The sequence below is a fragment of the Pseudomonas sp. XP1 genome (assembly GCF_053557675.1).
The window spans coordinates 402,354-414,654 of record NZ_JBNRIJ010000001.1 but is presented as its reverse complement, the minus strand read 5'-3'; the positions used below and the strand labels follow the sequence as shown (position 1 = coordinate 414,654).

At 62.9% G+C, this 12,301-nt stretch carries 11 protein-coding genes; 5 read left to right on the top strand and 6 right to left on the bottom strand.

Annotated elements, in window-relative coordinates:
* Window positions 1-196: 196 nt before the first annotated feature.
* Entirely contained in the window at window positions 197-823 is a 627-nt protein-coding gene (locus ACK1U9_RS01910; RefSeq protein ID WP_449109637.1) for a riboflavin synthase subunit alpha, read from the top strand.
* A gap of 10 nt (window positions 824-833) precedes the next feature.
* On the top strand, window positions 834-1,535 hold the full coding sequence (locus ACK1U9_RS01905; protein ID WP_046616574.1) for a YoaK family protein: 702 nt from the start codon (window positions 834-836) through the stop codon (window positions 1,533-1,535).
* On the opposite strand, the gene proP is transcribed toward ACK1U9_RS01905, so the two are convergent.
* The 6 genes from proP to glaH all read right to left on the bottom strand — a co-directional run bounded on the left by proP (window position 1,536) and on the right by glaH (window position 9,198).
* Window positions 1,536-3,038: a glycine betaine/L-proline transporter ProP gene (gene proP, locus ACK1U9_RS01900; RefSeq protein ID WP_046616576.1), complete on the bottom strand. Its 1,503-nt coding sequence runs from the start codon at window positions 3,036-3,038 to the stop codon at window positions 1,536-1,538.
* Between the two features lie 162 nt (window positions 3,039-3,200).
* Window positions 3,201-4,175, bottom strand: coding sequence for a porphobilinogen synthase (gene hemB, locus ACK1U9_RS01895; RefSeq protein ID WP_013972900.1), 975 nt, complete (start codon window positions 4,173-4,175; stop codon window positions 3,201-3,203).
* Window positions 4,176-4,318: 143 nt separating this feature from the next.
* Window positions 4,319-5,212 carry a PA4780 family RIO1-like protein kinase gene (locus ACK1U9_RS01890; protein WP_108480254.1) on the bottom strand — a complete coding sequence of 298 codons (894 nt, stop codon included), beginning with the start codon at window positions 5,210-5,212 and terminating at the stop codon, window positions 4,319-4,321.
* An 87-nt stretch (window positions 5,213-5,299) separates the two neighbouring features.
* A complete protein-coding gene (gene gabP, locus ACK1U9_RS01885) occupies window positions 5,300-6,691 on the bottom strand; it encodes a GABA permease (RefSeq protein ID WP_108480253.1) in 1,392 nt (463 codons plus the stop codon).
* Between the two features lie 151 nt (window positions 6,692-6,842).
* Window positions 6,843-8,105, bottom strand: coding sequence for an L-2-hydroxyglutarate oxidase (lhgO, locus tag ACK1U9_RS01880; RefSeq protein ID WP_108480252.1), 1,263 nt, complete (start codon window positions 8,103-8,105; stop codon window positions 6,843-6,845).
* A gap of 115 nt (window positions 8,106-8,220) precedes the next feature.
* Window positions 8,221-9,198: a glutarate dioxygenase GlaH gene (glaH, locus tag ACK1U9_RS01875; protein WP_046616580.1), complete on the bottom strand. Its 978-nt coding sequence runs from the start codon at window positions 9,196-9,198 to the stop codon at window positions 8,221-8,223.
* A gap of 195 nt (window positions 9,199-9,393) precedes the next feature.
* On the opposite strand from glaH, the gene csiR reads away from it, so the two are divergent.
* The 3 genes from csiR to ACK1U9_RS01860 all read left to right on the top strand — a co-directional run.
* Entirely contained in the window at window positions 9,394-10,089 is a 696-nt protein-coding gene (gene csiR, locus ACK1U9_RS01870) for a DNA-binding transcriptional regulator CsiR (protein ID WP_108480250.1), read from the top strand.
* A gap of 209 nt (window positions 10,090-10,298) precedes the next feature.
* Window positions 10,299-10,979: a response regulator transcription factor gene (locus ACK1U9_RS01865; RefSeq protein ID WP_046616581.1), complete on the top strand. Its 681-nt coding sequence runs from the start codon at window positions 10,299-10,301 to the stop codon at window positions 10,977-10,979.
* On the top strand, window positions 10,957-12,301 hold a 1,345-nt coding region (locus ACK1U9_RS01860; RefSeq protein ID WP_449109636.1), incomplete at its 3' end, for a sensor histidine kinase. The genes ACK1U9_RS01865 and ACK1U9_RS01860, both read left to right, overlap by 23 nt.

Sequence of the window (12,301 nt, the reverse complement as noted above, 5' to 3'; positions counted from 1 at the left end):
TGGGAGCGGCTTTAGCCGCGAAGAATCCAACGCGGTGCATGGCACCGGCTGCGCCGGTGTTCGCGGCTAAAGCCGCTCCCACAGGGTCCCTGCTAATTCAATGAGTTATGCGCAGTTCCAAATGGCCGGCTTGCTTTTACCGCTCCACGGGCATAGCGTTCGGAAGTTTTCTTTTCCGTGCCCCAGGAGCAACTCCATGTACACCGGCATCGTCCAGGCCGTCCGCCCTCTGCTTGATGTGACCACCTACCCGGGCCACAACCAGTTCACCATCGACCTCACCCCCGAGCTGCTCGACGAACTGAAGATCGGCGCCAGCGTCAGTGTCGAAGGCACCTGCCTGTCGGTCACCGAAATCCACGGCACGCAGGTCAGGTTCGACGCCATGACCGCCACCCTCGAGCGCACCAACCTGCGCAACTTCAAGGCCTGCCAGGGCGTCAACATCGAACGCTCGGCGAAGATGAACGCCGAAGTCGGCGGCCACCTGATGGCCGGTCATATCGCCACCACCGCCGAAATCGTCGAGCTGTCGATCAAGGAAACCGGCGCTTTCATCAAGTTCCGCATGCCACCGGAATGGGGCAAGTACGTGTTCCCGCGCGGCTTCATCGGGGTCAACGGTTGCAGCCTGACCGTAGCCGATGTCGAGGACAATGTGATCACCATCAACCTGATCCCGGAAACCCTGCGCCAGACCACCTTCCCCAGCTACAAGGCCGGCGACCTGCTCAACATCGAAGTGGACCACCAGACAATGGTGCTGGTCGATGTAGTGGAGCGCACCATCAAGAGCACCCTGGCCCGCGAAATGCCTCGCTGAGCTCCCGAGCATGCTGCCCAACACCCTCCCCGCACGCACAGCCAAGCGGCTGCGCCTGCAGATGCTGCGTGGTCGCGTGGGCCTCGGCCTGGTCGCCGGCCTGTCCGTACTAGCCGGCATGACCGATGCCATCGGCCTGCTGGCGCTGGGCGACTTCGTGTCGTTCATGAGTGGCAACACCACGCGCCTGGCCGTCGCCATCAGCGATGCGGACCTGGCCCTGGTGCTGCGGCTGAGTGCTGCGGTGCTGGGCTTCGTCGTCGGCAACGCCCTGGGCGTGCTGCTGGCGCGCGCTTTCCGCCGCAGGGCCTGGCCGGTGCTGCTGGTAGTCGCCGCCCTGCTGGGCTTTGCAGCCGCATGGCCCTTGGCTGCGACCTTTCCAGCGCTGCTCGCTGCCACATTGGCCATGGGCATGATCAATGCCGTGGTCGAACAGGTGAACGGCCTGCCCATCGGCCTGACCTACGTCACCGGCGCCCTGTCACGTTTCGGGCGTGGGCTGGGGCGCTGGCTGCTGGGCGAGCGGCGCAATGGCTGGCGGGTGCAACTGGTGCCTTGGGCCGGCATGCTGCTGGGCGCCGCGCTGGGTGCCTGGCTGGAGCGCCACCTGGGCCTGCAAGCGCTAGCCGGCAGCTGCTCGCTGGCCTGCGTGCTGGCCCTGGTGTCGCGGTTCATTCCGCGGACATGGCAGCGTGGTTACATGCCAAACTGATCACTCGATGCGCGGGTGCTGCTGCACCAGCAACTTGCGCTTGGCCTCCAGTTCGGCAATCTGCGCATCGATGTCCTCGATCCTTTGCTCGATGTTGTCGTGGTGTTCCTGCAGCAACTCACGCGCTTCCTCGATATCCGATGCTGCCGGTGCCGCGCCGCGCAGCGGCTTGTTCGCGGTTTCCTTCATGGTCAGGCCGGTAACCAGCCCCACGGCGGCGATCACCATCAGGTAATAGGCCGGCATGTACAGGTTGCCAGTACTTTCCACCAGCCAGGCGGCGATGGTCGGGGTGAGGCCGGCGATCAGCACCGAGATATTGAAGGCGCTGGCGAGGGCGCTGTAGCGGATGTGCGTGGGGAACATTGCCGGTAGCGTCGAGGCCATCACGCCGATGAAGAAGTTCAGCAGCACGGCAATGATCAGCAGCCCGGCGAAAATCACCCCCAGTACGCCGCTGTTGATCAGCATGAACGCCGGGATGGCCAGCACGAACAGGCCGACGCTGCCGACGATGATGAACGGACGACGGCCGAACTTGTCGCTGAGCAGCCCGATCATCGGCTGCACGAACAGCATGCCGACCATGATCGCGATGATGATCAGCACGCCATGGTCTTCGCTGTAGTGCAGGTTGTGCGACAGGTAGCTGGGCATGTACGTGAGCAGCATGTAATAGGTGACGTTGGTGGCGATCACCACGCCAATGCAGGTCACCAGGCTGCGCCAGTGTTGGGTGGCCACCTCCTTGAACGACACCTTGGGCCCGGTCGCCAGGCCTTCGCGGTCGCCTTTCTCCAGCTTGTCGACGTGCTGCTGGAAGGCTGGTGTCTCCTCCAGCGCATGGCGCAGGTACAGGCCGATGATGCCCAGCGGCAAGGCGAGGAAGAACGGCAGGCGCCAACCCCATTCGAGGAACTTGTCTTCACCCAGCACCGTAGAGATCAACACCACCACACCGGCACCCAACACGAACCCTGCAATCGAGCCGAAGTCCAGCCAACTGCCGAGAAACCCGCGTTTACGGTCAGGGGCATATTCGGCGACGAAGATCGACGCGCCGGTGTACTCGCCCCCCACCGAGAAGCCCTGGGCCATCTTGGCCAGCAGCAACAGGATCGGCGCCCAGATACCGATGCTGGCATAGGACGGTATCAGGCCGATGGCGAAGGTGCTGAGCGACATGATCACGATGGTTGCAGCGAGAATTTTCTGCCGCCCGAACCGGTCGCCCAAGGCACCGAAGAACAGCCCGCCCAGAGGCCTGATCAGAAACGGCACCGAGAACGTGGCCAACGCCGCGATCATCTGCACGCTTGGGTCGGCATTGGGGAAGAATACCTTGCCCAGGGCGTAGGCGACGAAGCCATAGACGCCGAAGTCGAACCATTCCATTGCATTGCCCAGTGCCGCCGCGGTGATTGCCTTGCGCATCTTGCCGTCGTCGACAATGGTGATGTCCTTCAGGCCGATTGGCTGGAGGCTTTTCTTGCGAGGTTTCATGTCCGTATCCCTGTCGATGAATGCTCTAAGGGATGAGATACAACGGGACACTAAATAATTCAGCGCTTACGGATTTTTTGTGTTTTTCCTCTCACCGGTTGCTGCGCAGGTAAAGAAAAAGCCGCTGCGATGGCAGCGGCTTGCATGGGCATCGGCTCGCGATCAGATACCTTCGCGGGCCAGGTCCATGGCGAAGTAGGTGAGGATCAGATCGGCACCGGCACGCTTGATCGCACCAATGCTTTCACGCACCACCCGGCCTTCATCGATAGCGCCGGCCAGGCCGCCGAACTTGATCATCGCGTACTCGCCGCTCACCTGGTACGCCGCCAGCGGCAGGCGGGATGCGGCACGAATATCGGCAATAACGTCCAGGTAGGCACCGGCCGGCTTGACCATCAGCACATCGGCCCCTTCCTGCTCGTCGAGCAGCGACTCGCGCACGGCTTCGCGGCGGTTCATCGGGTTCATCTGGTAGCTTTTGCGGTCGCCCTTCAGCGCGGTACCACCGGCTTCGCGGAACGGGCCGTACAGCGACGAGGCGAACTTGGTGGAATAGGCCATGATCGCGGTGTCGTGGAAGCCGGCACCATCCAGCGCGCTGCGGATGGCCTGGACCTGGCCGTCCATTGCCGCCGACGGGGCAATGAAGTCGGCACCGGCAGCGGCGGCGATGACCGCCTGCTTGCCCAGGTTGGCCAGCGTGGCGTCGTTGTCCACGCCGTGGTCGTGCAGCACGCCGCAGTGGCCGTGGCTGGTGTATTCGCAGAAGCAGGTGTCGGACATCACCACCATTTCCGGCACGGTGTCCTTGCAGATGCGCGACATGCGCGCGACCAGGCCGTTTTCGTTCCAGGTGTCGCTGCCGACGGCGTCCAGGTTGTGCGACACGCCAAAGGTCATCACCGACTTGATACCGGCGCGGGCATAGCGCTCGATTTCCTGAGCCAGCAGCTTCTCGGGGATGCGGTTGACGCCCGGCATGCTGGTGATCGGCACGAAATCATCGATGCCCTCTTCGACGAAGATCGGCAGGATCAGGTCTTCAAGGCGGAACTCGGTTTCCTGGAAGATCGTGCGCAGGGACTCGTTCTGGCGCAGGCGGCGTGGACGAACGGACGGAAATTGGTTGGACATGACAGCTCCAGGGAATTTGAACGGCGTATACCTTATGCCTGTCGCGCGCCAGTGAAAAGGCCAGATGACGAGATATTGTCTTGCGTCAAAGGCAATGGCTGCATTTTTCCTGTGCCGGCCTCTTCGCGGGCACAGGCAACACATCACTGCAGCCAGGGCGGCGCAGGCTCCTCTGCCCTGGCCGCCCCATGCTCAGACTCGGCCCGCGCGGCGCGCCGGCGCGCATCATCCAGCCGGGCCGCATCGATCTCGCGCATCACCCCGGCCACGTCAGCCGCATGCTCGTCATCCTCGAACAGCCCCGTCAGCGGGCTGTCCGGGCGCAGTTCGCCCGCCTCGTACAAGGCCCACATTTCCTGCGCATATCGGGTTTTTTTCAGCTCTGGCGCAAAGCGCCCGAAATAATGGGCCATGTTGTCCACGTCGCGCTGCAGCATGCTGAAGGCATGGTTGTTGGCCGCTGCATCCACTGCCTGTGGCAGGTCGATGATCACCGGCCCGTCCGGGCCAAGCAGCACGTTGAACTCCGACAGGTCGCCATGCACCAGCCCGGTACACAGCATCAACACGATCTGTCGAATGACGAAGGCATGGAACTCCCGGGCTTCCTCGGCTTCGAGGTGCACGTCGTTCAGGCGCGGGGCCGCGTCACCGTCGGCATCGGTCACCAGCTCCATCAACAGCACGCCGTCCTGGAAATCGTAAGGCTTTGGAACCCTCACGCCAGCGCCGGCCAGGCGGAACAGCGCCGCCACTTCGGCGTTCTGCCAGGCGTCTTCGGCTTCCTTGCGCCCGTACTTGCTGCCCTTGGCCATAGCCCGGGCCTGACGGCTGTTGCGAACCTTGCGGCCCTCCTGGTACTCGGCAGCCTGGCGGAAACTGCGCTTGTTGGCTTCTTTATAGACCTTGGCGCAGCGCACCTGGTTGCCACAGCGCACCACATACACGGCGGCTTCCTTGCCACTCATCAACGGCCGCAGTACTTCGTCGACCAAGCCGTCTTCGATCAGGGGTTCGATTCTTTTGGGTGTCTTCATCAGGCTGCGTTCGGGGTCCTGGCTGTGATGACGGACATCCTCTCACAGCCTGATGCGACTTGCTCGTCTGTCTTCAGGCCGAACGGCTCAGGCGCCCTGCCTTACGCGGCCAACCACCACCTCGCGCGCCCGACGCCGTGTGACCAGAAGGCCCGAACACACCACCAGCACCGCCAGTACCATGGTCGATACCACTTCCAGACGGTGATCCGGGCGGAACAGCATCAGCACCAGTACGCTACTGATGAACAGGATCACGCCCCAGGTCAGCCACGGGAACAGCCACATGCGGTAGCCCAGTGTCTTGCCCTGTGCAGTCAGGCGCTGGCGCAGGCGCAACTGGGAAACGGCGATCACCAGGTACACCAGCAAGGCTATCGCGCCGGAGCTGGCCATGAGGAAGCCGAACACCTTGGCCGGTACCAGATAGTTGGCGATCACCGCCAGGAAAGCTGCGCCAGTTGACAGCAGCACAGCTACCACGGGAGTGCCGCTGCGGCTGGTCACCTGGGCACAGGCCGGTGCATCGCCGCGGCGGCTCAGCGAGTAGACCATGCGCGACGCGGTATACAGCGATGAGTTGAGGCAGCTGGTCACCGACGTAAGCACCACGAAGTCGATGATGGCCTTGGCATTCGGCACGCCCAGGGTGTCCAGCACCGTGACATAGGAACCTTCGGTGGCCAGGCGCGGGTCGGTCCACGGCACCAGCGCGATGACGATGAAGATCGACAGGATATAGAACAGGGTGATCCGCCAGATCACCGAGTTGGTGGCCTTGGAAATATGCTTGCCCGCTTCGTCGGATTCGGCTGCGGCGATGGTCACCACCTCGGCGCCGAGGAAAGAGAACATGGTAATCAGCATGGCGCTGAGCACCGCACCAAAACCGTTGGGCATGAAGCCGCCGCTATCCCACAGGCGTGACACGCCGCTGACACCGGTGCCTGGCAGCAGGCCGAAGATGGCGCACACCCCCAGCGCGATGAAACCGACGATGGCCACCACCTTCACCAATGCCAGCCAGAACTCGAACTCACCGTAGTTCTTCACGCTGAACAGGTTGGTGGCGGTCAGCAACAGGGTAATCACCAACGACAAGACCCAGATTTCCAGCTGTGGGACCCAGGAGTTGATGATGGTGGCGGCAATATTGGCCTCGATGGGGATGATCAGTACCCAGAACCACCAGTACAGCCAGCCGATGGTGTAGCCGGCCCACTTGCCGATAGCAAGGTCGGCATAGGTAGAGAACGAACCGGTGTCCGGCGAGGCGACGGCCATTTCGGCCAGCATGCGCATCACCAGCACCACCAGCGCGCCGGCCAGGATATAGGCCAGGATGGTGGCGGGCCCTGCTTCGGCAATCGCGCGGCCGGAGCCGACGAACAGGCCGGCACCGATCACGCCGGCAATGGACAGCATGGTGACATGCCGTGATTTCAATCCATGACTCAAATTGTTCTTGTGGGTTTGCATGGCGCTACCTTGTTGTTTTTGTCTTGCCCACGCAGGGGCCGTCGGCTTGCACGTCACCGACGCAGGCGCGAAAAAGCCCGCCCTGCCCCAGATGGTGAGTAGGGCAGTACGGGTTGAGTAAAACGAAACCGCAGAACGTATTGCGGGTAGGTCAGCCGGCTGCCCGCTGACGGGGCGCCAGGTCGGCCTTGGGGAAACCACTGCCCTGGCGGCCAACCTGCTCACAGACCTTGTCGACAATGTAGGCGCCGATCGGGATGGCGGAGGTGGCGGCCGGAGACGGCGCGTTGCACACGTTGACGCTGCGAGCGGTGTTGACGAACAGGAAGTCGTCGATCAGCTTGCCGTCACGCGACACGGCCTGGGCACGCACACCAGCCGGGTAAGGCGTGAGGTCGGCCTTGGTGATGCTCGGGCAGTACTTCTGGACCTGCTTTAGGTAGCCACCCTTGAACAGCGAGTTCTTCATCTCGATCAGGCCAGGGCGGAAGTTCTTCGCCAGCACCTTGAGGATGCCGGGGGTGGTCAGGGTCTGGAACAGGTCGCTGGGGCTGACGTCGCTCTTGCGGTAACCCTCGCGCTTCATTGCCAGCACGGCGTTGGGGCCAACGGTGACGGTGCCGTCGATCATGCGTGTCAGGTGCACGCCCAGGAACGGCATGGACGGGTCGGGAATCGGGTAGATCAGGTGGTTGACGATCTGGTTGTGCTGCTTGGGCAGCAGGTAGTACTCGCCACGGAACGGGCAGATGACGAATTCGGTACGCAGGCCCAGCATGCTCACCACACGGTCGGCCATCAGGCCCGAGCAGGTCACCAGGAAACGGCTGCGCAACTCATCGTCATGATGGTCGCCACGCGTGCGCACGACCACTTCGCTGGCCAGCTCCTGCAGGCCGACCACCTCGGCGCCATAGCGGATTTCACCGCCGGCGCGCTGGAACTCGGCGCCCATGGCTGCAGTCACTTCGGCGTAATTGACGATGCCGCTGGAGGGCACGAAGATGCCGCCCATGCCAACGATATTGGGCTCGCGCTCGCGCAGCTCGGCCGCCGACAGCCAGTAGCGCTCCAGGCCATTGGCCGCGGTGCGCTCCCACAGCGCCTTCATGCGCTGCATTTCCAGGTCGTTGGTGGCCACCAGCAGCTTGCCGCACTCATCGAAGCGGATACCGTGCTGGGAGCAAAAGGCCTTGGTGGCCTTGTTGCCTTCCAGGCAGAAGCGCGCCTTGAGGCTGCCGGGGGTGTAATACACGCCGGCGTGGATCACGCCGCTGTTGTGGCCGGTCTGGTGGCGGGCCGGGCCGGACTCTTTCTCCAACAGGAGAATCTTCGCATCCGGGTAGACCTTGATCAGGTGCATGGCCGTGGACATGCCCACAATGCCACCGCCAATGATGATGAAATCGTACACAGCCTTTACCTCACACGCAGGCATTGCCTGACTGGCTCACCAAGGCCCGCGCGGGCCCTGGTGGCATCGTTTTGTGCAAAGACGCGTGGGCGGGCGCCCGCCCCGCGCCCTGTCATTATTGCCCGCGCTGGTACAGCGGTTTTGGGAAGGCCACGTAGCCGCGCTGGCGCATCAGCTCGCGGCGCAGGCCTTCGTGCGGCGTGAAGCGGTCGCGGCCATGCAGCCAGAATAGGTTGTTGATCAGCAGGAAGCTACCCACGCCAACCGGTACCGAAAGCTTCTTCTGGCTGCCTTCCAACGACTCGGACAGGGCGTTCAGCCAGATGCCCTCCTCGTAGTTTTCCGGCTGCACGAACTGGTCGATGTAGCGCATGGTCGGGCGGCCTTCGGCATCGGTGTCGAATACCGAGTGGAACACATCTTCGGACACCTTCTTGCTCGGCGGTGCGGTCCAGCGCATTTCGCGACGGGCCAGCGGGTGGCGGAAGAATTCGTCGCACTGCTCCCAGTCGTCCAGGTGCAGCAGCAGCGAGTTGCCGCCTTCCATGTTCTTTTCGTCGATCTTCAGCATCAGCACGTAATCGGTGATCTGGTTGACGAAGGTGCCATCGTTGTGCAGCTCCATGACCCGGTGCGGCTGGCGCAGGTAGCTGTCGGAATTGTCGGTGTTGACCACCACGAAGCGGGCATAGAACTGGCCGCTCATGGCGTCGTAGTTGGAGCGGCCGATCAGATGGGCGCAGGCGGTGGTGAACTTGACCATGTCCTCGGCCTGGCTCACGTCATCCAGGCCGACCGGGGTGATCAGCATGCCGCCGCTGGCGCGGTTGAGGATGGTATTGAGCAGCACCGGCCGCAGGGTGCCCTGGCACAGCTCGTCGAGGATCTCGCCAACCCGGAAGCGCAGGAACGACTTGTACTCCAGCGCCTGCACCGGCCACTGGGCAACCGCCTGGACGAACGCTTCGACCGTTTCACGGGCAAAGGTGAGCTCAAGCAGGCGCGGCGACTGTTTCGAGGGGGCGATGGTGAAACCACGCGGTTCGAGCGGCAGTGGCATCACAAGTTCGTCGATCTGCGTAAAAGCGTTCATGGCAGTGTCCTTGTAAAGAAAGTGGGTGGCGCCGTCCGGTGGTGACCTGGATCAGTGCGGGCGAGCTAAAATTATCGCCATAAAGACTAAATGTCTACATTTTTATTTTTCAACGACAAACATAGAATTTGTCCATTGTTTTTCGCCAGCGAACGCTTTCGGTATGATCGACAAAACCGTTTGAGGAACAGGACCTTGGAAGCGCTCGCCCCCCGACAAAACTCAGCATTCAGCGGGTATGAGAGGCTCAAGAAGGACATCATCCGCGGCGTGTTCAAGCCCGGAGAAAAGCTGCTGATGAGCACCCTGAAGGAACGCTACGAACTGGGCGTGGGCCCGCTGCGCGAAGCGCTGTCGCAACTGGTGGCCGAGCATCTGGTCAACGCGATCAGCCAGAAAGGCTACCGTGTGGCGCCCATGTCGCTGGACGAGATGAACGACATCTACGATGCCCGCGCCAACCTGGAGGCGATGATCATCACCCTGGCCATCGAGCGGGGCGACGACGCCTGGGAGGCGTCGGTACTGGCCCACTCGCATACCCTGGCCAAGGTGGTGGAAGTGAAGACCCGCGAGCAACGCCTGGATGTATGGGACGAACGGCACAAGGCGTTCCACACGGCCATTGCCTCGGGCTGCGGCTCCAAGCACCTGCTGCAGGCGCGCACCTACCTGTTCGACCAGGCCGAGCGCTACCGCCACCTGTGGCTGACCCAGACGGTGTTTTCCGAACAGGCCCTGGAGCTCAAGCGCCAGGAGCATGCGGCACTGGTGGAAGTGATTCTGGCCCGGGACGCCAAGCGTGCCAGTGCCATGATGCGTTCGCACCTGATGACTCCGGTGCCGATCATTGCGCAGATCATGCACGCCGAGGGTATCGGCGCACGCTAGAGGGTTGCTTTATGCCTTTCAGGGCCCTATCGCCGGCAGGCCAGCTCCCACAGGTACTGCGCTGCCTTCGGGGCCTGGGGGCTCTGTGGGAGCTGGCTTGCCGGCGATAGGGCCAGTGCAGGCAAAACGCGCCAGATGAATTTTTCTTAAATCGCCGCTTGGCTATTCTTTGGCACAATCAAGTCTCCATTAGATGCCCGGGAACCAGCATGCCTCGCGTACTGACCATCGAAGACGACGCCGTCACCGGCCAGGAAATCGTCGCCGAACTTACCAGCCACGGCCTGGAGGTGGATTGGGCCGACAATGGCCGTGAAGGCCTGGCCAAGGCCATTGCCGGCGGCTACGACCTGATCACCCTGGACCGCATGCTGCCAGAGGTCGATGGCCTGACCATCGTCACCACCCTGCGCAGCCTCAAGATCGCCACGCCGATCCTGATGATCAGCGCCCTCTCCGACGTCGACGAGCGGGTACGCGGCCTGCGTGCCGGGGGTGACGACTACCTGACCAAACCGTTCGCCTCCGACGAGATGGCCGCGCGGGTCGAAGTGCTGCTGCGCCGCAACAGCGTGCCAATGACCCAGACCCGCCTGCAGGTTGCCGACCTGCAACTGGACCTGATCAGCCACGAAGCCCGCCGCGGCGAACAGACCCTCAACCTGCTGCCCACCGAATACAAGCTGCTGGAGTACCTGATGCGCCATAGCGGCCAGGTGATCACGAGAATGATGATTTTCGAGGAAGTCTGGGGCTACCACTTCGACCCGGGCACCAACCTGATCGATGTGCACATCGGCCGCCTGCGCAAGAAAATCGACTCACCCGGCCAAACGCCGCTGATCCGTACGGTACGGGGCTCCGGCTATGCCATTGCTGAACCCGTCTAAGGGCTGGAGCTCCTCGACCAGCCGCCTGCTGGCGCTGTACAGCTTTCTGTTCGTGGCCTGGAGCAGCATCCTCATGGGGGTGCTGTACTTCGAGGTATCCAGCTACCTGAACAAACTCACCCGCCATTCGATGCTGCAGCGCCAGCACCTGTTCGCGCACATGAGCGGCAAGCAGCTGGACGACGCCCTGGTCGCCAGCCAGGCCTTCGAAGAGCGCAGCTTCGATGCCTACGGTCTGTTCGACAACCAACTCAACCCGATTGGCGGGCGCATTCGTGCCATCCCGCCGGAGCTGGGGCTGGACGGCAAGGTTCACGAACTCAAGCGCTGCCTGGACGCCGACGACCCGCACATGCCGCGTGACAGCTGCGACGCGGTGGCGATCAAGGTGCAGGATGGCCGCTGGCTGGTGCTGGTGCGCGACAACGGCTCGCTGTTCGTGGTCACCCGGATCATCCTGCATGCCCTGCTCTGGGGTATCTCGCTGACCCTGATCCCCGGATTTGCCGGCTGGTACCTGCTCAGGCGGCGCCCACTCAAGCGCATTCGCGCGATCCAGGCCCAGGCCGAACTGATCGTCGCCGGTGACCTTACCCACCGCCTGCCGCTGTCGGCCCGGCGTGACGAGTTGGACATGCTGGCGGCCATCGTGAACGCCATGCTCGACCGCATCGAGCGGCTGATGCACGAGGTCAAGGGCGTATGCGACAACATTGCTCACGACCTGCGCACCCCGCTCACGCGCCTGCGCGCCCAGCTGTACCGCATTCGCCAGCAAAGTGACGTCGACTCCACCCAGGCCGAGGCACTGGACCAGGCGATCGGCGAAACCGACACCCTGATGGCGCGTTTTCGCGGCTTGTTGCGCATCAGCGAACTGGAAGACCGCCAGCGACGGGCAGGTTTCGTCCAGCTTGACCCGCACGAACTGCTAGTGGAGTTGCATGACTTCTACCTGCCTTTGGCCGAAGATGGTGGCATCCGCCTGGAACTGCAGCAGCCGGCCGAACTGCCAGCATTGCATGGTGACCGCGAGCTGCTGTTCGAGGCATTGGCCAACCTGGTGGGCAACGGCATCAAGTTCACGCCCGAAGGTGGGCTGGTGCGGATAATTGCGACGCAGGACGACAAGGGCCTGCACCTGGCCATCGAGGACAGCGGGCCGGGTATTCCGGAAGAGGAACGGGCAGCAGTGCTGAAGCGCTTCTACCGTAGCGATGAAGGCCACCGCCATGCGGGGTTCGGGCTGGGGTTGTCGATCGTTGCGGCGATCGTCGACCTGCATGGGTTCGGGCTGGAGGTGGGGGAAAGCGAGCTGGGTG

What these genes read in the sequence shown, in the direction of transcription:
- ACK1U9_RS01910 (WP_449109637.1), top strand. Translation starts at nt 197, where the DNA reads ATGTACACCGGCATCGTCCAGGCCGTCCGCCCTCTGCTTGATGTGACC.
- ACK1U9_RS01905 (WP_046616574.1), top strand. Translation starts at nt 834, where the DNA reads ATGCTGCCCAACACCCTCCCCGCACGCACAGCCAAGCGGCTGCGCCTG.
- proP (WP_046616576.1), bottom strand. Translation starts at nt 3,038, where the DNA reads ATGAAACCTCGCAAGAAAAGCCTCCAGCCAATCGGCCTGAAGGACATC.
- hemB (WP_013972900.1), bottom strand. Translation starts at nt 4,175, where the DNA reads ATGTCCAACCAATTTCCGTCCGTTCGTCCACGCCGCCTGCGCCAGAAC.
- ACK1U9_RS01890 (WP_108480254.1), bottom strand. Translation starts at nt 5,212, where the DNA reads ATGAAGACACCCAAAAGAATCGAACCCCTGATCGAAGACGGCTTGGTC.
- gabP (WP_108480253.1), bottom strand. Translation starts at nt 6,691, where the DNA reads ATGCAAACCCACAAGAACAATTTGAGTCATGGATTGAAATCACGGCAT.
- glaH (WP_046616580.1), bottom strand. Translation starts at nt 9,198, where the DNA reads ATGAACGCTTTTACGCAGATCGACGAACTTGTGATGCCACTGCCGCTC.
- ACK1U9_RS01865 (WP_046616581.1), top strand. Translation starts at nt 10,299, where the DNA reads ATGCCTCGCGTACTGACCATCGAAGACGACGCCGTCACCGGCCAGGAA.